Raw genomic sequence first — 19,134 nt, 5'->3', positions numbered from 1 at the left:
GCGCAACAACCGCCGTTTTCACAGCCAGGAAAAGCGATGCTCCGGCCCGTAATCTATTATGTCCGGCATGGCCAGACCGACTGGAATGCCCAATTCCGCTTTCAGGGCCAGCGCGACATCCCCCTAAACGATACCGGCAGGCAGCAGGCACGTGACAATGGCCGCAAGCTTGCCGAAGCGATTGGCGATCCGGACCGCTTCGCGTTTTATTCAAGCCCGCTTGGACGCGCGCGCGAAACAATGGAAATCATCCGCAAGGCGATGGGCCTGCCGCCAGAAGACTACCGCATCGAGGACCGGCTGATCGAAGCCTCCTATGGCGAACTGGAAGGCATGGCAATCTCGGACATCGAACGGGATCGCCCGGAACTGATGGCATCGCGCCAGCGCGACCGCTGGAACTTCACGCCGCCGGCGGGCGAGAGCCTGGCCATGGTGGCACGGCGGATCGCCCCGTTCTTCGATGCGCTCGATGGGCCAGCCGTGGTCGTCGCTCATGGCGCAGTGGGGCGCACGGTTCGAAACCATCTGGCCGGCGCACCCCGCGAAACGGCCGCTCATTACACCTTTCCCCAGGACAAGGTGTTCCGGTTTGAAAACGACGAAGAAGAGATTTTTTAAGGAGACACCATGAAAAAGATTGCGGTACTTGGCCTGGGCAAGGTGGGAACGCTTGCAGCCGAACTCCTGCACCAGTCGGGCTTTCAGGTGGTGGGGATCGACCTTAGAGCGGTTTCCAAACCCCTGCCCTTTACCGTCAAGCAACTGGATCTGAACTCCGCCGATGACCTGGCCGCAGAACTTGCCGCGCAGGATGCGGTGCTTTCCTGCCTGCCCTATCACCTGAACGTCCAGATCGCCGAAATTGCCCACAAGGCCGGCATTCACTATTTCGATCTTACCGAGGACGTTCCGACCACCAAGCGGATTATCGAACTGGCGCAGACTGCCAAGGGGCTGATGGCACCGCAATGCGGGCTGGCGCCGGGCTTTGTGGGCATTGTTGGTGCAAGCCTGATCGGTGAACTGGACGAATGCCGCAGTTGCCGCATGCGAGTGGGTGCCCTGCCGCAAAACCCGACCGGGCTGATGGGCTATGCCTTCAACTGGTCGCCGGAAGGTGTCGTCAACGAGTATATCAACGACTGCGAGGTGATCGAAGACGGCGAGCGCAAATGGGTCTCGGCCATGGAATGGCTGGAGAACATCTATATCGACGGCGTCAGGCTGGAAGCCTTTACCACTTCCGGCGGTCTCGGCACGATGTGCGATACCTATTTGGGCAAGGTCGCGAACATCGACTACAAGACGATGCGCTATCCCGGCCATGCCAAGCTGATGAACTTCTTTTTCCATGAACTGTTGATGCGCGAGCGCCGGGACGAAGCGGGCGAAATTCTCGTTCATGCCAAGCCGCCGGTGAACGACGATGTCGTCTACGTCCACGTTGCTTCGGAAGGAACGGTTGACGGACGGCTGCAGCGCCGCGAGTTCGTGCGCGCCTACCGCCCGATGGAGGTGGCCGGCGAACAGCGCACGGCGATCGCCTGGACGACGGCCGGATCGGTGGTGGCGGTTATCGAAATGGTCCGGGCCGGGAAACTGCCGGGCCAGGGCTTCCTCAAACAGGAAGACATCGTTCTGGCGGATTTCCTGAAGACGCCGACGGGTGCGTTCTATTCTGCGTGATGAATTATACCGATTGAGAAAGCGCAGAAGCGGCCGGCCATCGTGCCGCGCCATTGACCCCCTGTTCTTTCCTCCATACAAGTTTTTTCACAATTGCCGGAGCAAACGGCCCTTCCAAGAGCAGCCATGTCACACAATACGTTCGGTCATCTTTTCAGGGTTACGACCTGGGGCGAGAGCCACGGACGGGGCATTGGCTGCGTGGTAGATGGCTGCCCGCCGAGCATTCGCTTCAAGCTGGCCGACATTCAGGCTGATCTCGACCGCCGAAAACCTGGCCAGTCCAGGCACACCACCCAGCGCAAGGAAGACGATCAGGTCGAACTACTTTCCGGGGTTCTGGAAGCAGAAGACGAGCCGGACGTGCTGATTACCACCGGCACGCCGATTTCAATGGCAATCTGGAACACTGACCAACGCTCCAAGGATTATTCGGATATCAAGGACCGCTACCGCCCGGGCCATGCCGATTTTACCTATGACATCAAATACGGCATTCGCGACTATCGCGGCGGCGGGCGCTCGTCTGCGCGCGAAACGGCAGCACGGGTTGCTGCCGGCGCCCTTGCCAAGCGGGTTGTGCCCGGCCTTACCGTACGCGGCGCCATGGTCGCCATTGGCGAAAAGACCATCGACCGGTCAAAATGGGACTGGGATGAAGTGCGCCGGAACGCCTTTTTCTGCCCCGATGCAAACGCGGCAGAAGAATGGGATGCCTATCTTGATGACATCCGCAAAAGCCTGAACTCCGTGGGCGGTGTGATCGAGATCGCCGCTACCGGCGTTCCCGCCGGATTAGGCGCACCAGTTTATGCAAAGCTCGACCAGGACATCGCTTCCGGGCTGATGTCGATCAATGCCGTAAAGGGGGTGGAGATCGGCAACGGGTTTGAAGCCGCACGCATTACCGGCAGCGAAAATGCCGACGAGATGCGCATGGGTAATGACGGACAGGTACAGTTCCTGTCAAACAATGCCGGCGGCATTCTTGGCGGCATTTCCACCGGCCAGCCGGTGGTTGCCCGCTTTGCCGTCAAGCCCACATCTTCCATCATGAGCCCGGTCAAGGGCGTCACCGCCAGCGGCGAAGAAGTGGATGTCGTCACAAAAGGGCGCCACGACCCTTGTGTGGGCATAAGAGCTGTCCCCATCGGCGAAGCGATGGTGGCATGCGCCATCGCCGATCATTATCTGTTACACCGCGGCCAGACAGGCCGCGTGTAGGACACGGTTTTCAGAAAGAAACATGCATGGCATTCGACCAGGTAAAAGTTGCTGACGCGCTGCGTGCGTTCGAGGCCGGCGAAATCGTTGTCGTCACCGATGACGATGACCGAGAAAACGAGGGCGACCTGATCGTCGCCGCCGTTCACTGCACCGCCGAGAAAATGGCGTTCATCATCCGCCACACCTCCGGCATTGTCTGCGCACCGATGACCTTTGCCGACGCCAAGCGGCTGAACCTTGCGCCGATGGTGGCCGAAAACGACGCACCGCATGCCACCGCCTTTACGGTGTCGGTCGATTACCGCCATGACACGACAACCGGAATATCCGCAGAAGAGCGCACATCGACCTGCCGGGCCCTTGCCAATCCAAATGCCGGGGCCGGCGATTTCGTACGGCCCGGCCACATCTTTCCGCTGGTTGCCAAGGAAGGTGGTGTGCTGATGCGTTCGGGCCATACCGAGGCTGCCGTCGATCTGTGCCGCCTTGTCAACCTGCCGCCCATCGGCGTGATCTCGGAACTGATGAACGAGGACGGTACGGTGATGCGCGGGGGTGAAGTTGCCGCATTTGCTCAAACCCACGGACTGAAAACCATTTCGGTTGCCGAACTGATCGCCTACCGGCAGCGCCAGGAAAGCCTGGTCGAGTGCATCGCCAAGCAACAGGTGCAGACCTGGGGGGCGAAGCCATCGCTCACACCTACAAGACGCCATGGGACCCGATGCACCATCTCGCCCTTGTTTTTGGCGACATCCGCGACGGCGAAAACGTGCCGGTCCGCCTGCAGATTGAATCGGTCATTGACGACGTGTTCGGCCAGGACAACCATCTGCGTGACACCATGGAGCAATTCGGCAAGGAAGGCCGCGGCGTGGTGGTTTACCTGCGCGAGGGATCGGTCGGTGTTGCGCGCCGCGATACCCCACAGGAAGAAGGGATCGTCGGTCACGCCGAAGATCACGATACAGCACGCAGCCGAAAGGACGAATGGCTGGAAATCGGGCTTGGCGCGCAAATCTTGCGCGATCTGGGAATTCGTTCGATTGTCCTGCTTGCCTCGCGTGAGCGCCATTATGTCGGGCTGGAAGGGTTTGGCATCAAGATTCTGAGAACCGAAACCGGACAATAGCATTTGCCATGGGACGGGATAATCCGATCAAGAGATGCGTTCAAACGGTGCTGGAAGGCGCTGCCATCTTCTTGATGCTGACGGCAGCAGCCGGCGCCCAGAGAACCTGGCAGACCAAAGAGCTCAAGGCCTCGGACTGGCCAAAGGAAATCGTCGAGGAAAACCGCGACGATGCCGCCAATGGCCTTCCGGACGGTCTTGTCACCACCCACAAGGGCGGCGATATCGCAAAGGCCTGGTATGGCAGTCCCACCCAGCGCTATGGCCATGGTGTGCTTGGCGATGGGATTGAAGCCGGCTCGCTTCATGTTCAAACGCAGGCCGGCAAACGGTTGAACCTGGTGCTGCCGCGCCTTGAGGTTTTCGAGGATCGTTACCCCCGCCTTGCCGATCTTGATGGTGATGGAAAGGTGGAAATCATCACCATTCGCTCCTCGCTCACCAAGGGAGCTTCGGTGACGGTCTACGGCCTTTTGGGCGGGGCAATTGTGGAAAAGGCCGCAACCGGTTTCTACGGCCGCAAGAACCGCTGGCTCAATATTGCCGGCATTGCGCCCTTTCTCGGTATAACGGGCAAGGAAATCGCCTTCGTCCAGACACCGCATATCGGCGGTGATCTTTTCTTCCTGCGCTACAGCCGGGGAAAGCTGATCCAGCTTGGTGCCGGCAAGGATTTTTCAAATCATGTTTCCGGATCGCGGGAGTTGCGGCTTTCAGCTGCTGCCGACGTGGACAATGATGGCAGAGCTGAACTTGCCCTGCCTTCGGCGGACCGCAAGTCGCTGCGCATTGTTGGCCTGACCGCGAAAGTTTCGCGCGTATCCTCCAATGGTACCTCCGGTGCTGTAATCACAGGCCATCAGAACGACAGCAATGGCGGGTTGAAGGAACTTGCCCGCATTGACCTTCCCTCCCCCATCGACAAGGCAATCGGCATCGAAACGAACAACCCGAAAGGGTTTGTCGTCGGGCTGGAAGACGGCTCGGTCCACCTCATTCATCAATAGCGCCGGCCAGAGCTTGAAAGCGGGGTCCACAGCCGGTGCTTGACACTGCCATTCATTGCTGCCGTGATGGCGTTCCAACCGCGGATTTCACCTTGACCACATTTGTCTATTCTCATCCCGTCTGCCTGGAGCACGTCAACATGCCGGGCCATCCGGAGCGGCCAGACCGTTTGCGGGCCGTTGAAAAGGTTCTTCAAGCGAACATTTTCGATGCACTTGAGCGCAAGGAAGCGCCGCAGGCCGATCCGGCAGTTTTCGAACTGGCGCATCCGTCAAACTATCTGGAACGCATTCGCTCGCTCATCCCCGAAACAGGCCTGGCGCAGATTGATGCGGACACCTCTGCCTCGCCCAAAAGCTGGGAAGCGGTCTTGCGGGCTGTCGGCGGTGCCCTGGCAGGGGTTGACGATGTGTTCGAGGAACGGGCCGACAATGTCTTCTGCGCGGTGCGCCCGCCCGGTCATCATGCCGAAAAGACCACCGCTATGGGGTTTTGCCTCGTCAATACGGTTGCTGTCGCCGCCCGGTACGCACAGGAAAAACATGGTGCAGAGCGGGTGGCGATCGTCGATTTCGACGTTCATCACGGAAACGGGACGCAGGACATCTTCTATGAAGATGGCAGCGTGCTGTTTGCCTCCACCCATCAAATGCCACTTTATCCGGGCACCGGCGCGCTCAACGAAACCGGTGCCGGCAACATATTCAATGCGCCCTTGCGCGATGGTGACGGGAGCGAAGCATTCAAGGCGGCGTTTCGCGAAAGGGTGCTGCCGGCAATCGACGGCTTCAGGCCGGATTTCGTCCTGATTTCCGCCGGGTTTGACGCCCATTATCGTGATCCGCTTGCCGGTCTGGAACTGACCGCGGACGATTTCGACTGGGCAACCGGCAAATTGATGGATCTGGCACAGAAACATGCACAAAACCGGCTGGTAAGCCTGCTCGAAGGTGGATACGATCTTCAGGGGCTTGCCGAATCCGCCGGCGCCCATGTAAACCGCCTCATGAGGGGCTGAGGCCGCTCGGTGCGGGCAGGCGTTGTCAATATTTGGCGCAATCAATAGTCGGCGCAATGGATAGTTGAATGGCAGAAGAACAAAAGCCCATCGGCGAAATGGCCTTTGAAGAGGCACTGGAAGAACTGGAAAAGATTGTTTCCAGCCTGGAGGGCGGAGACGTGCCGCTTGATCAGTCGATCGCCCGCTATGAGCGTGGTGAAGCCTTGCGCGCCCACTGCCAGAAACTGCTTGCTGCTGCCGAAAAGAAGGTCGAGAAAATCCGGGTCGGCTCCGATGGCAAGCCGGCGGGCACAGAACCGCTCGACCCGGAATAAGCAGCAAGAGCGTGTCCTGGTTGGATGGAATCGTTTGAACGCCGGTAACCGGGTCTTCGGCAAGGCGCAGGAACCAGGTTCAGGCGATTGCAGAACAAAAGGGTGTTCAACATGGTATTGCATCGGCTGTGGTGTCTTTTGCGCGCTGGCTTCGTCGAAATCCTCGCAGGATGGATAAACATCCTGCAGCGGTATTCTCCTTGCCAGAGGCGAAAAATCCATCCATTCAAACTGCTTCCAGCTAATCAAGACACGCTCTAAAATGAAGAACCTTCGATATCTGCTTTGGGGCATGGTTGCGCTGTTTGCTGCGGCTGCCGTATTCGTGGCGCTTGGAACCGATGACGAAAACACCGGCATCGGCCTTGGTGCCCCGTTTGAATTACAGACCGCCGATGGCAAGCCGTTTACGCTGGAAGACATGCGCGGCAGCCCGCATCTGGTTTTCTTCGGTTTTACCCACTGCCCCGAGATCTGCCCGACGACCCTGGCCGAAGCCACCAGCTGGATGGATATGCTGGGCGAGGAGGCGAAGGACATCAGGATTTACTTCATCACCGTCGATCCCGAGCGCGACACGCCGCAAGTGCTGGCAAACTATCTCAGCCCGTTCAGCGACCGGGTAACGGGGCTGACCGGCTCGCTTGAAGAGATGGACAAGGCCGCCAAGGGGTTCCACGTCTATTACCGCAAGGTGGACCTTGACGATGGCGGCTACACCATGGACCACACCGCCAGCGTCTATCTGATGAAGCCGGACGGTACCTTCATGGGAACGATTGCCTTCAGCGAAAATCCCGATACAGCCCTCGACAAGCTGCGCCGCCTGCTGGCAGGCTGAGTTAATGACCCGCCCTGTCCTGTTTACTGCCTCGGCCATAGCAGCCGGGCTGTTGTTGGGAATCACGGCATGGCTTTGGCATGTTCATGGCGCTTCGGTCTTCATCGCCATGACCGAAAGCCTGCTTGCCTGGTGCCTTTGAGCGATCTGCTGCGCCAGCCGGGCACAGGTCTTAACCTTTGCGAAACCAGCTTTGAACGCAGCTTCTTTACCCTGCCCCTTTGCCGTTTTCTAAGCTGTCCCTGCTATCTTTCAACGGTTCGCGACAGACGGACGCAGAGACAAATCCGGAAAAACCGGATGACAACAGGGAAGCAAAGCCATGAAAGCCAAATTCCATACAGCCATCGCTACAGCATTGGCCAGTCTGATGTTTGCCGTTCCCTCCGTTGCCGGCGCAACGCAAAAAACGTCCAGCATCCAGTATTATGGCGATGCCAAACCCGGCAAATACGACAAGAAGCTCGAAGCGGCGATGATCCGCAAAGCGGCTGAAAAAATCGGCGATCTGCGCGGTTCGGTGGAGGGCCTGAACAGCGGCTACATCATCGATGGCGCTGCGCTTGAAAGCGACCAGTCCAGCCGGCTCGGCTTTCCGGTGATCCAGGAGACAATCCCCGGCACTGGCGTTGCTGCCGGAGCGCAGCCGCTGGTTTGATCAGCCCGGCTGTGGTGTCTTTTGCGTTCTGGCTTCGCCGAAATCCTCGCGAGGTGGTAAGGCCCCGCCACAAGGGGTTTTCAACGATGCCAGGGGCAAAATCCGCCTCGCACCGCGCCCAAAACCTGAACGTCGATACAGCCTAAGCCGTGCCTTGCCGGTCCAGCACTTCAACCGACAGGATTGTAGGCAGATGGCGGGCAATTTCCTGCCAGCTTTCCCCTTCATCCAGGCTTGCAAAGACCGACCCGCTGTTGGTGCCGAAATAGACACCGGCGGGGCCGCGTTGATCACGCGCCATGGCCTGGCGAAGCACGGTGAAGAAACAGGCCTCCTGAGGCAGACCGACGCGCATGTCCTGCCAGGTTTTCCCGCCATCCCTTGAGCGCCATACCGCCGCCGCCCCATCAGGCGGATACCGGCCGGTGCTGTCTCCATTGAGCGGCAGGGTCCACAGGGTGTCGGGATCGCGGGGATGCACACAGACGGGAAAGCCGAAGGTCGAAGGCAGCCCTTGTGTGATATCATCCCAACTGCGGCCACCATCGGCAGAGCGCCAGACGCCATGATGGTTTTGCTGATACAGCAAATCCCCGGAGGCGGGAGCCAGCATCATGTTGTGGACACAGTGACCGATCTCGCCATCGCGCGGTGCAGCAGGATGATCATGACCTTCACAGGCTTCAGCATTTGACAGGCGGTTGCGCCGCTCCCAGCTTTTTCCGCCGTCCTCGGTGGCAAAGACACCTGCAGCCGAAATGCCGATCCACATTTTTTCCGGCTTTTTCGGGTCGCAAACGATGGTGTGGAGCACCAGCCCCGCAGCACCGGGGGTCCAACTCTCAGCTGATGGGTGCTCGTTCAGGCTCCTGACATGTTCCCAGGTTTTTCCGGCGTCGGTGCTTTTGAGAAGGTTTGCAGGCTTGGTGCCGGCATAAAGCGTGCCATGGGCATGGCCCAGCGACCATATCTGGGAAAAGTCATCCCCGAACGGCACGGGTTCGTCTTTCCAATCGATCATCGCTGCAAAGTCGGGGTCATTGGCAGCCCATTCGTCCATGCTGCCTTTGGTAAGTTTCGTCAGGTGCCAGGTTTCGCCGTCATCCTTCGAGCACCAAACCCCCGCGCCATGCCATTCGCCACCGCCGCCAGCCCAGAGCGTGCCCGTGGACGCATCGCCAATCACATGATTGATCGGCCATCCTCCGCAGAACGGCCCCCTGACGGCCCAGCCTTGCCGGCCATCGCCTCCCGAAAGCAGAAAAGCACCCTTTGTGGTGCCGACCAAAACCGTAACGCTACCTGTTGTCATCAGCCGTTCCTCCCTCGACCGACAACAGGATACCACAATTTCGCAAGTTGCATGATGTCCTGCAAAGGCTTGTCTTTCCGGCCTTGCGGCCGCAAAAGCTGCCTATGACCAAGCCCGACGCCACCAAAACCGGTATCCGCCTCGACCAGCTATTGGTCGCGCGATATGGCTATGAAAGCCGCTCGCGGGCGCGCGATGCGATCCGGCGCGGCAGTGTGCAGCATGAAGGCAAGATTCTCGACAAGGCGGGGCTGACGCTGCCGCCCGATGCCAAACTCGATATCGAGGATGAAGCATCGCGCTATGTTTCAAGGGCGGCCTTGAAACTTGCCGGCGCGCTTTGCTTTCAAAAGGATAACCCGGCCTTTGACCCGGCCGGCAAGGTCGCCCTCGATATCGGGGCTTCGACCGGCGGTTTTAGCCAGGTGCTTGTCGAGGCAGGTGCAAAAAAGGTTTTTGCCGTTGACGTTGGCAGCGGCCAGTTTCATTCCTCCCTCGCCGGAAACCCAGAAATCCGGCTGATCGAGAATCTCAATGCACGTGATCTGACGATGGACCATCTTGAGGGAGCGGCTCCTGAATTCATCGTCTGCGATGTCAGCTTCATCTCGCTGAAACTGGCTTTGCCGCCCGCCCTTGCCCTGGCTTCCACCGGCGCTGGGGGTATTTTTCTGGTCAAGCCGCAATTTGAGGTTGGCCGGGAAAACCTGGGCAAAGGGGGCATTGTCAAGGATGAAGAAACCGCAAAGGCGGCAGCAGGGAAGATCTTCGACTGGCTCGGCCAGCAACCGGACTGGCGGGCAATCGACCTCATCGCTTCGCCGATAACCGGCGGGGACGGCAACCGGGAGTTTCTGCTGTTCGCAGAAAAGCGCTGACCATGGGCGAAACACAACTCTTCCGCATCGAGATGCTTGGCCATCGCGGCGACGGGATCGGCAGGCTGGTGTCACCGGATGCTGCAACCTCACCAGACACGGCCTATATTCCCTTCACCCTGCCCGGTGAAACGGTCCGCATATCCGCCGGGAACCCAGGCGAACAGCCGGTGGAAATCGTTTCGGCATCCTGCGACCGGGCGGAACCGTTCTGCGAACATTTCACCCGGTGCGGCGGTTGCCAGCTTCAGCACATGGCGCAGCCAGCCTATCTTGAATGGAAAACAAGCCTGCTTGCTGCCGCGCTTGAACGGGAAGGAATACCCACGCCACTGCAACCGATCCGCCATTATCCCCAGGCAAGCCGCAGGCGGTGCGTGCTGACCGCACAACAAAGCGGCAGCCAGTGGCTGCTTGGTTATTCGGGCCGGCGCTCCCACAATATCATCGATATCTCGGCCTGCCCCGTCCTGCGGGCAGAGCTTGAAGCAACATTGCCGGCGGTGCGAAACCTGTTGCATGTGCTTGGCCGTCATGGCATCGGGCGCAAGGGAACCGTCCGCATCATTTTGCTGGCCGCCGAAAATGGCGTGGATTGCGCAATTTCCTTTGGCGGAAAGGCATCGGACCGGCTGATCCGGGAGGTCCCGCGCGATGAGACAGCTCGGCATTTTCCGCGAATCTCCTTGAATGGCGAGACCGTGTATGAACGCCAGCGGCCGGTGCTGAAGGCAGGGCTTGCCCTGGCAACGCCCCCGCCGGGCGGCTTTTCCCAAGCGGTAGAGGCTGCCGAAGAGGACATGGCCAGCCTTGTCTGCCAGCACCTTTCCGGCTGCAAGAAGGTGGCGGACCTGTTTTGCGGCTTTGGCGCCTTTGCCCTCAGGCTTGCGCAGAATTCACTGGTTCATGCCGCCGAGAGCGATCAGGCATCCCTTGACGCGCTCGACCGTGCCTGGCGGGAAACGGGCGGCAGGCTGAAGACCGTCAACCATGAGCGGCGCGACCTGTTCCGGCGTCCCTTCATGGTGGCAGAACTCAAACAATTCGACGGGGTTGTGTTCGACCCGCCCCGGGCAGGGGCAGAAGCCCAATGCCGTGCACTGGCAAACTCGGCTGTCAAAAAGATCGCGGCGGTTTCCTGCAATCCGCAGACATTGGCGAGGGATCTGCGCATTCTTTGTGATGGCCGCTACCGGCTAAAATCGATTACGCCCATCGACCAGTTTGCCCATACGCCCCATATGGAAGCAGTAGCGCTGCTGGAGCGGTAAAGGCTCTAGAGCCGTGTCCGGCTTAAATGGAATCGTTTGAGCGCCGGGAGTTTGGTCTTCGGCAAGGAGGAAAATGCGGCGCAGGGCAGGCACTGTCAGTATTTTCCGGCGCTGCCCGAAGACCGGTTACCGGCGTTCAAACGATTCCATCCAACCAAGCCACGCTCTAATCCCGCCGGGTCAGGAATTCGACCACTTTGCCAAACCGCTTCCTTAAAGGGCTTGCAGATGGTGTTTTGGCAGCTGTCGATGCTCTTTTGGCCAGCTGCCCGGCCCCCGAGCCGCCAGCCAGCCGGTTGAATTCATGCACGTCGATGATGCGTTCGGCGCAGCCACAACCTTCTCCCAAACCGACCTTGTCGTAGTAGAACTTCTCGAAGCTGTCGTTTTTTGAAGCACGCATGTTAACCTGCCTTCTTCTGGCCTTTTGCCATGAACGCCATGAATGCGGATTTGGCTTCGCCGGATTTCAGCCGCTCGCCGAAGATTTCCGCCTCTTCGCGCATGCGGGCAAGAATGTCCGAGCGGTCGCCGCGAATGAGGTCACGGGAAAGCTTCATGGCTTCGGGGGGTTTTGCGGCAATTTCCCATGCAACCGCCACCGCTTCAGCCTCCAGCACATCTTCGCTGGTGACGCGATTGACGAACCCGGCCTCTCTTGCATCGGCAGCTGTCCATTCCTCGCCCATGGCGAGCAATTCGAAGGCCTTGTGATGGCCCATGAGTTTCGGCGCCAGCAGGCTGGAGCCTGCTTCCGGCACGAGCCCGAGATCGACAAATGGCGTTTTGAACCGGCTGCGGTCTGAGGCAAGTACGTGATCGCAATGCATCAGCATGGTAACGCCAACCCCGATGGCCAGCCCGTCCACCCCGGCGACCAGCGGTTTTTTGCTCATGATGATGGCCTCAAGAAAATCGAACACAGCCATGGAACCGCGTTCGCCGCTCATTGCCACCTGCATGAAGTCTGCGATGTCGTTGCCGGAAGAAAAGGCTCCTGGCGTGCCCAGAAACAACGTCGCCTTGACGCCGTCATCCGACCAGCCGGTCTTGATGGCGTCCGCCATGGCTGCATACATGGCCGATGTGATGGCATTCTTCTTTTCCGGCCGGTTGAGGCGGATGGCCTGAACGCCACTTTCAACCGTGACTTCTATGGCATCGGACATGATATTGCCTCCCGTTTTCCACTCAGCCGGTTTCAAGCAGCCGGCGGGCGCTAAGCAGGCTTTGCGCGCCTTCGGTTGCCGTGACCTTCAAGCCTGCTGTCTCTCCAAGAAAGTTATCGGCGAAGAAACGGGCCATGACCGCATGTTCCTCCCTGGGGCCTGAAAGTCCTGCCTTGGCCAGGTAGGCACCACCAGCGGCAAGGCCGAACAGCCGCAGATAGGGCGTCGCGCCGGCCAGCGCTTCGGAGACCTTGCCATCCTTGAGCGCTGACAGCATCCACTTCGTGGCGTCTTCAACATCGTCCAGCGCAGCATTCAGCCTGTCTGCGGTTTCGCCGAATTCAGGATGATTGGCACCGCGAACGCTTTCGGCAATCCCGCGCAGTTCTTCGATATAGCCGAATACCGCCTCGCCATCGGACAGCGGCAGTTTGCGGGTTACCAGATCAATCGCCTGCACGCCGTTTGTGCCCTCGTAAATCGGGTTGATGCGGGCATCGCGCAAGAACTGGGCTGCGCCCGTTTCCTCGATGAAGCCCATGCCGCCGTGAACCTGCACACCGATCGAGGCAACCTCGCAGCCGATATCGGTGGAAAACGCCTTGGCAATGGGGGTGAGAAGGTTGGCACGCTCTGTCCAGTGCTTCTTCTCATCGCCTTGCGCCGCCTTTGCCATGTCGAGAGCATGGGCGCAGGAATAGCAGATGCCCCGGGCTGCCCTGATCATCGATTTCATGGTCAGCAGGTTGCGCATGACGTCCGGGTGCTCAACGATCGGGCTCATGCCGTCACCGGCATAACCCGGCGCCTTGCCCTGTTTGCGCTCATGGGCATAGGCAAGGGCGTGCTGATAGGCTGCCTCGGCAATGGCAACGCCCTGAATGCCAACGTTAAGCCGGGCATTGTTCATCATTGTGAACATGCAGTTGAGGCCGCGGTTTTCCTCACCGATCAGATAGCCGATGGCGCCCGTTCCAACGCCTGAGTGCTCAAAGCCGTCGCCATAAATCATCACGCAGGTGGGGGAAGCATGAATGCCGAGCTTGTGTTCAATCGACTGGCAAAACACATCGTTGCGCTCGCCAAGAGTGCCATCGTCCCCAACCATGAACTTGGGCACCAGAAACAGGGAGATGCCTCTTGTTCCCGCCGGGGCATCCGGCAGGCGGGCAAGCACCAGATGACAGATATTGTCCGTCATGTCGTGTTCGCCATAGGTGATGAAAATCTTCTGGCCGAAAATGCGGTAGGTGCCGTCCTCCCGGGGTTCGGCCCGGGTTTTGAGGGCTGCCAGATCGGTACCGGCCTGGGGTTCGGTCAGGTTCATGGTCCCGGTCCATTCGCCCGAGACGATCCTGGCCAAAAACCGGTCCTTCAATTCTTCCGAACCATGCTTGTCCAGCGCCTCGATGGCACCAACAGTCAGGAGCGGGCAAAGCGCCCAGGCCATGGAGGCCGAATTCCACATTTCCGAAGCCGCCAGCGCCATCATGGAACCCAGTTCCTGGCCGCCATAGGCTTCGGGCGCAGCAATGGCATTCCAGCCGGATTCAGACCAGGCCTTGTAGGTCTCCTTCCAGCCTTCGGGCGTCGTGACGACGGCGTCCCTTATTTGCGATCCGGTTTCATCACCCGTGCTGTTGAGCGGTGCAATGCGGTCGCTGGCAAACTTGCCGGCTTCTTCCAGCACGGCATCAACCAGATCTTCTGAAAGCGCGGGAAATGTGCCCGCATCCATTGCCTCTTTCATGCCGGCAACAATCTTCAGGGCAAATGCGATTTCCGACACCGGAGCGCGATACATAAAACTCCTCCTTACAGGAATTGACGGTTTCCGGAGCGCTACAGGACTTTGACGTTTACGTCAATTAACCAGAGTGCCGGTGTGCAAATCTCCGCAACCAGCAACCGCGACAATAGCCGCATTGTCAGAAGCTGGAAATCACTCTTTGCGAAAGTGCCTGCAAACCGATATGGAACTGCTTTCAACGGGTAATTCAAATGCCGGAAATCATCCTTGCCAACCACAGCAGCGATGCCCTCAACCGTGCCATTGGCAGGTTGCGGGCAGGTGGCATCGTGGCAGTCCCGACGGAAACCGTTTACGGCCTTGCTGCTGACGCCACCAATGGTGAAGCCGTGGCGAAGATATTCGCCGCAAAACAGCGCCCTTCCTTCAATCCGCTGATCTGTCATGTGGATGGTATGGTGATGGCGCAGGAATATGGCCGGTTCGGCTCCGTTGCCGAGCGGCTGGCCAACACGTTCTGGCCGGGACCGTTGACCCTTGTCCTGCCGCTTCTGCCCGATTGCGGCATCCATGATCTGGTGACCGCCGGACTGGACAGCATCGGGCTTCGATGCCCGCGCGGCTTTGCAAGGCAGGTTATCTCGGCCCTCGGCAGGCCGCTGGCAGCCCCCAGCGCCAACCGGTCGGGCCGCATCTCGCCCACTTCGGCGCAGCATGTGGCAGAGGAATTTGCAGATGAAACCCTGCTGGTTCTCGATGCCGGGCCATGTGAAACCGGCCTTGAATCAACCATCATGAAAATCGATGGCAGCAAGCTCGTTCTTCTTCGGCCAGGCGCCATTACTGCCGAGGAAATTGCGGAGGTTGCAGGCCAGGCTGTGGAACTGCCCGATACAGACGGAAAGGTGCTGGCGCCGGGCATGCTGCAAAGCCATTACGCGCCTGATGCGCAGGTGAGGCTTGAATGCGAGACCTGCCCGAAGGGGGCTGCCTGGCTTGGATTTGGCAATCGGACAGCCCCGCCAAATGCGTGCGCCGCGCTCAATCTCAGCGAAACCAGCAATCTGGTGGAGGCGGCGGCCAATCTTTATGCTTATCTCAAACAGCTCGATGCCAGCGGCACGGAGGTAATCTGTGTGTCGCCCATTCCCAACGAGGATCTGGGCATTGCCATCAACGACCGTTTGCGCCGGGCGGCTGCACCCAGATGTGTGGAAAGTTCTGAATAATGGCCCGCCCGCCCGAACCGCAAATACTTGCACGCTTTGCCGACATTGTCGGCGAGGCCAACACGCTTACCGCCGGGGACGACCTGACCCGCTACACCCATGAAAACCGCAACATCGTGGTAGGCAAAACACCGCTTGTTCTCAAACCGGCCAACACGCAGGAAGTTGCCGGAATCCTGAAACTGGCGAACGAAACGAAGACCGCAATCGTGCCCCAGGGCGGTCATACGGGTCATGTTGCCGGCGCCGTGCCCGATGAAAGCGGCAGCCAGATCGTGCTTTCCCTGGAACGGATGAATACCATCCGGGAGGTGGATGCGGCCGGCAATACCATGACCGTGGAGGCGGGCGTCATATTGCAGAAAATCCAGGAGATGGCCGATGCCCATGACCGGCTGTTTCCCCTGTCCCTTGCGGCGGAAGGCTCCTGCCAGATCGGCGGCAACATCTCCACCAATGCCGGGGGGACGGGCGTATTGGCCTATGGCAATACCCGGGCTCTGGTGCTCGGCCTTGAAGTGGTGACTGCCCGGGGCGAAATCTGGAACGGCTTGAAAAAGCTGAAGAAGGACAATACCGGCTATGATCTGAAAGACCTGTTCATCGGGGCCGAGGGAACGCTTGGCGTCGTTACCGCCGCCGTGGTGAAGCTTTATGCCAAACCGAAAGGCAGGGCAGCGGCCTGGGCCGGCCTTAATACCCCTCAACAGGCGCTCGACCTTCTCAACATGGCGCTTGAACGGGCGGGAGGCTCGCTGACGGCGTTCGAGTTCATGCCGCGCATCGGTGTCGATGCCGTCTTCGACCATTACCCGCAAGTCAGAAACCCGCTCGATTTGCGGCATGACTGGCAGGTGCTTCTGGAAGTTTCCTCGAACCGTTCCCAACAAGAAGCGGAAGGCGAACTGGAAGCGCTGCTTGCAGCGGCGCTCGAAGCGGGCACCATCAACGACGCGGCGGTTTCAGCCAGCGAGAGCCAGCGGCTTTCCTTCTGGGCAATCCGCGAAATCATGCCGGAATCGCAAAAGCACATCGGTGCATCCATCAAGCACGACATTTCGGTTGCCGTGCATCGCATTCCCGAATTCATCGAGCGTGCAGCACCCATCGTCGAAGCTATCCTGCCCGGCGCACGGTCCTTTCCCTTCGGCCATATGGGAGATGGCAACATCCACTACAATGTGAGCCAGCCGGCGCAGATGGAAGCGAAACGTTTCCTTGGCGAACGTGAGCGCATTCAGGATGCCGTTCACGCACTGGTGCTGGAGATGGATGGTTCGATCTCCGCCGAGCACGGCATCGGGCGCTTGAAGCGCGAATTGCTGGCAAAGACCAAGGACCCGGCAGCGCTTGCCATGATGCGCGCCATCAAACAAGCGCTCGACCCCAATGGCATCATGAACCCCGGCAAAGTTTTGTAGCACCACTGGAGGTGCTCCTTAACCTCCTGAAAAGAATCCTTTTTTCTTTCTTACCTGCTGTAATCATTCAATAACCACAGCTGGCGGTAAGGAAGGATTCACCGTCTCTCTTAAGTCAATCGGGATTGGCCTGTGCTAACTTCCCTCACACACGGAAAACAAAAACAACAACACCGTGGACACAGAAGCATCGGCAAAGAACCGGGCTCTGAAGGGAAGACAGAGAGGCTAAAATGGTCAACAAGGCCGCCGCTGCAGCATGCGCTGCCAACGAGAAGCAATGGGCTGAAAAACAATCGGATTTTTTCCGCCTGGACCCTTACGCGATCCCCGACCGGATCGCATTTTCCCACAATGAAATTCACTACACGCTGGACCGTACCGGCGTATCGGTGAAAATGAACATGCCGCAATCGGGCCTGCCGCTTTCCTTTGCGCTGCCGGCACGCTCTTTCAAGGGCGTTGCTGCACGCTGCGCAGAGCATGAAGACGGCAGCCGCACGGTAACGCTGGAGTTGCACCATCACGACCCGGCATTGTGCATTCCGGTACTGGTTGCCGGCGATTTCGACGACGTTGCCGCCGACTGGCATTCCTGGAGCCGTCTGATGAAACTGCCAATGCTGATGATCGGCAGCGACGGCATGGCCCAGCCGGTCAGGAACGAACTTGGCGCCGTCATGGTTGAAGATCCGATCGCTCGCCGCAAGCGGATCACCGCCATCAAGCACCGGCCCTGGTTTCTGCGCCGCCGCAAGATGACCGTTGTCGGCGAGGTTACACGGCTGAGCGCTGCGGAGATCATCGCACGCAACTGAACCATTCGAATTGGCGAAGCCAAAGGGTGGCATGCCCGGGGAACCGGCGTGCCGCCCGACCAATTTTTAGTATCGCTCGCAACCGGCTCGCTCTTTGCACGCATGGTCATAGGCAAGGTAGGACCAATAAAGTCCCTCCCCGCTGTGGGGAGGAATTTTGGGTGGGGGTCGCGAGCCGCTGGGGAGCCAGCATGCCCCGGTCCGATTGCCGGTTTATTACCCACACCGGATCAGCCGTCGCCTTCTGCCCGGCTTCTCCTGCCTCCCCACAAGGGGAGGCGATACACCTGTCAGCGGCCTAAAAATGCAGCACGGCCGACACAAACAGTCCGGCAAAGATGATCCAGCCAAAGCCGCTGTTTGATTTGAAACGAACAAGACAGTTGGCGGGATCGTGTATGTCGAGCGTGCGTATCTGCCAGATCATGTGTGTTGCACCACCGGCAAGACCAAGCCATGCCGGCCAAGGCATGGCTGTAAGCCAGAAGGCCAGCGCAAACAGGCCCAACGCTGCCGCATAAAGGGCCGATACCGCCAGTTTTGTGTTTTCGGCGAACAGCCTTGCGGTGGATTTGACGCCGACCAGCGCATCGTCCTCAATGTCCTGACAGGCGTACATCGTGTCATAGGCGATCACCCAGCAGATGCAGCCCGTGTAGAGGATGATGGCTGGCCAGTTCATCGCGTCCATGATCGCCGTCCAGCCGACCAGCGCCCCCCAGGAGAAGGCAAAACCGAGGAAAAGCTGGGGCCACCAGGTGATGCGTTTCATGAAAGGATAGACAAGAATGGTAACGACCGAGATGAGGCCCGTTACCACGGTCGTCCAGTTGAACTGAAGCAGGATTACAAGGCCCGCCAGCAATTGCAGTACCAGAAAAACAATCGCCTGTTTTTTGGTTACCCGACCAGAAGGTAAGGGCCGTGAACGGGTGCGCGCGACCTTTGCATCGATGTCTTCGTCCACCAAATCGTTATAGGTACACCCGGCCCCGCGCATGACGAACGCACCAAGAAAGAACAGGGCAAGATAAAAGGGAAGAATGGTTTCGCCGGCAACATAGCGGAAATTCTCCAGCAGGTTACCGTGGGGCATGCCCTGCATGGCAAAGGCCATGGTTGCCGCCCACCAGCATGGCCACATCAGCAGTTTCCAGCCGATCGGGCGCTCCCAGCGGGCCAGTTGCGCATAAGGCCACAACGACTGCGGCAGCAGTCGGTGAACCCAGCTTCCGCGCAGCGCATCGGCGACCATTTTGTCGGTGTCGTTCATTGCGTCTGTTTGCCGCCCGCCGACCATCCGGTCAAGCAGGTTCATTCGCCATCTGCGTGATGATCGATGCTCCAGGGTCAGCCTCCTTTGACACAGTGTTCAGCGACAACCGGTTGCCAGCCA

General features: G+C 59.1%; 19 protein-coding genes and 1 pseudogene. 15 read left to right on the top strand and 5 right to left on the bottom strand.

Annotated features, from left to right (window positions below; genetic code table 11):
* Positions 1 to 36 precede the first annotated feature (36 nt).
* From BVL55_RS03555 to BVL55_RS03515, 10 genes and pseudogenes are all read left to right on the top strand, one after another.
* Complete coding sequence (locus BVL55_RS03555; protein ID WP_075995760.1) at positions 37 to 621, top strand: histidine phosphatase family protein; 585 nt, start codon at positions 37 to 39, stop codon at positions 619 to 621.
* Between the two features lie 9 nt (positions 622 to 630).
* Positions 631 to 1,689 carry a saccharopine dehydrogenase family protein gene (locus BVL55_RS03550; protein WP_075995759.1) on the top strand — a complete coding sequence of 353 codons (1,059 nt, stop codon included), beginning with the start codon at positions 631 to 633 and terminating at the stop codon, positions 1,687 to 1,689.
* Between the two features lie 126 nt (positions 1,690 to 1,815).
* Positions 1,816 to 2,913 carry a chorismate synthase gene (gene aroC / locus BVL55_RS03545; RefSeq protein WP_075995758.1) on the top strand — a complete coding sequence of 366 codons (1,098 nt, stop codon included), beginning with the start codon at positions 1,816 to 1,818 and terminating at the stop codon, positions 2,911 to 2,913.
* A gap of 26 nt (positions 2,914 to 2,939) precedes the next feature.
* Positions 2,940 to 4,048: pseudogene (gene ribB, locus BVL55_RS03540) on the top strand (3,4-dihydroxy-2-butanone-4-phosphate synthase).
* Between the two features lie 8 nt (positions 4,049 to 4,056).
* Complete coding sequence (locus BVL55_RS03535; RefSeq protein ID WP_075995757.1) at positions 4,057 to 5,055, top strand: hypothetical protein; 999 nt, start codon at positions 4,057 to 4,059, stop codon at positions 5,053 to 5,055.
* A gap of 92 nt (positions 5,056 to 5,147) precedes the next feature.
* The gene (locus tag BVL55_RS03530; RefSeq protein WP_075997859.1) at positions 5,148 to 6,074 is read left to right on the top strand and encodes a histone deacetylase family protein; all 927 of its coding nucleotides are present in this window, start codon (positions 5,148 to 5,150) and stop codon (positions 6,072 to 6,074) included.
* A gap of 68 nt (positions 6,075 to 6,142) precedes the next feature.
* Positions 6,143 to 6,391 carry an exodeoxyribonuclease VII small subunit gene (locus tag BVL55_RS03525; RefSeq protein ID WP_075995756.1) on the top strand — a complete coding sequence of 83 codons (249 nt, stop codon included), beginning with the start codon at positions 6,143 to 6,145 and terminating at the stop codon, positions 6,389 to 6,391.
* 262 nt (positions 6,392 to 6,653) lie between these two features.
* Positions 6,654 to 7,232 (top strand): SCO family protein, encoded by a 579-nt coding sequence (locus BVL55_RS03520; protein WP_075995755.1) that lies wholly within the window; start codon positions 6,654 to 6,656, stop codon positions 7,230 to 7,232.
* A 4-nt stretch (positions 7,233 to 7,236) separates the two neighbouring features.
* Positions 7,237 to 7,374, top strand: a complete 138-nt coding sequence (locus tag BVL55_RS16370; RefSeq protein WP_156892401.1) for a hypothetical protein — start codon at positions 7,237 to 7,239, stop codon at positions 7,372 to 7,374.
* 180 nt (positions 7,375 to 7,554) lie between these two features.
* Positions 7,555 to 7,890: a hypothetical protein gene (locus BVL55_RS03515; protein ID WP_075995754.1), complete on the top strand. Its 336-nt coding sequence runs from the start codon at positions 7,555 to 7,557 to the stop codon at positions 7,888 to 7,890.
* A gap of 142 nt (positions 7,891 to 8,032) precedes the next feature.
* Here BVL55_RS03515 and BVL55_RS03510 read toward each other — a convergent pair whose 3' ends face one another.
* Positions 8,033 to 9,202, bottom strand: a complete 1,170-nt coding sequence (locus BVL55_RS03510; protein WP_075995753.1) for a WD40/YVTN/BNR-like repeat-containing protein — start codon at positions 9,200 to 9,202, stop codon at positions 8,033 to 8,035.
* Positions 9,203 to 9,306: 104 nt separating this feature from the next.
* Here BVL55_RS03510 and BVL55_RS03505 point away from each other — a divergent pair, with 104 nt between their 5' ends.
* Together BVL55_RS03505 and BVL55_RS03500 are read left to right on the top strand one after the other, a co-directional pair.
* Positions 9,307 to 10,080 (top strand): TlyA family RNA methyltransferase, encoded by a 774-nt coding sequence (locus BVL55_RS03505; protein WP_075995752.1) that lies wholly within the window; start codon positions 9,307 to 9,309, stop codon positions 10,078 to 10,080.
* A 2-nt stretch (positions 10,081 to 10,082) separates the two neighbouring features.
* On the top strand, positions 10,083 to 11,351 hold the full coding sequence (locus BVL55_RS03500) for a class I SAM-dependent RNA methyltransferase (protein ID WP_075995751.1): 1,269 nt from the start codon (positions 10,083 to 10,085) through the stop codon (positions 11,349 to 11,351).
* Positions 11,352 to 11,517: 166 nt separating this feature from the next.
* On the opposite strand, the gene BVL55_RS03495 is transcribed toward BVL55_RS03500, so the two are convergent.
* From BVL55_RS03495 to BVL55_RS03485, 3 genes are read right to left on the bottom strand one after another with little or no spacing between them, the layout of a single operon-like run.
* Positions 11,518 to 11,754 carry a hypothetical protein gene (locus BVL55_RS03495; protein ID WP_075995750.1) on the bottom strand — a complete coding sequence of 79 codons (237 nt, stop codon included), beginning with the start codon at positions 11,752 to 11,754 and terminating at the stop codon, positions 11,518 to 11,520.
* A 1-nt stretch (position 11,755) separates the two neighbouring features.
* Complete coding sequence (locus tag BVL55_RS03490) at positions 11,756 to 12,520, bottom strand: crotonase/enoyl-CoA hydratase family protein (RefSeq protein WP_075995749.1); 765 nt, start codon at positions 12,518 to 12,520, stop codon at positions 11,756 to 11,758.
* Between the two features lie 22 nt (positions 12,521 to 12,542).
* Positions 12,543 to 14,324 (bottom strand): acyl-CoA dehydrogenase family protein, encoded by a 1,782-nt coding sequence (locus tag BVL55_RS03485; protein WP_075995748.1) that lies wholly within the window; start codon positions 14,322 to 14,324, stop codon positions 12,543 to 12,545.
* 197 nt (positions 14,325 to 14,521) lie between these two features.
* Here BVL55_RS03485 and BVL55_RS03480 point away from each other — a divergent pair, with 197 nt between their 5' ends.
* The 3 genes from BVL55_RS03480 (at position 14,522) to BVL55_RS03470 (ending at position 17,738) form a co-directional block, all read left to right on the top strand.
* Positions 14,522 to 15,499 (top strand): L-threonylcarbamoyladenylate synthase, encoded by a 978-nt coding sequence (locus tag BVL55_RS03480; RefSeq protein WP_075995747.1) that lies wholly within the window; start codon positions 14,522 to 14,524, stop codon positions 15,497 to 15,499.
* On the top strand, positions 15,499 to 16,920 hold the full coding sequence (locus BVL55_RS03475; protein ID WP_075995746.1) for an FAD-binding oxidoreductase: 1,422 nt from the start codon (positions 15,499 to 15,501) through the stop codon (positions 16,918 to 16,920). The genes BVL55_RS03480 and BVL55_RS03475 overlap by 1 nt, the downstream gene beginning before the upstream one ends.
* A 233-nt stretch (positions 16,921 to 17,153) precedes the next feature.
* Positions 17,154 to 17,738, top strand: coding sequence for a DUF6101 family protein (locus BVL55_RS03470; RefSeq protein WP_083649347.1), 585 nt, complete (start codon positions 17,154 to 17,156; stop codon positions 17,736 to 17,738).
* Between the two features lie 298 nt (positions 17,739 to 18,036).
* Here BVL55_RS03470 and ubiA read toward each other — a convergent pair whose 3' ends face one another.
* Complete coding sequence (ubiA, locus tag BVL55_RS03465; RefSeq protein WP_428977277.1) at positions 18,037 to 19,038, bottom strand: 4-hydroxybenzoate octaprenyltransferase; 1,002 nt, start codon at positions 19,036 to 19,038, stop codon at positions 18,037 to 18,039.
* Between the last annotated feature and the right edge of the window lie 96 nt (positions 19,039 to 19,134).

Source organism: Salaquimonas pukyongi (assembly GCF_001953055.1).
GTDB classification, from domain to species: Bacteria; Pseudomonadota; Alphaproteobacteria; order Rhizobiales; family Rhizobiaceae; genus Salaquimonas; species Salaquimonas pukyongi.
This window is presented reverse-complemented; position numbering and strand designations above follow the sequence as displayed.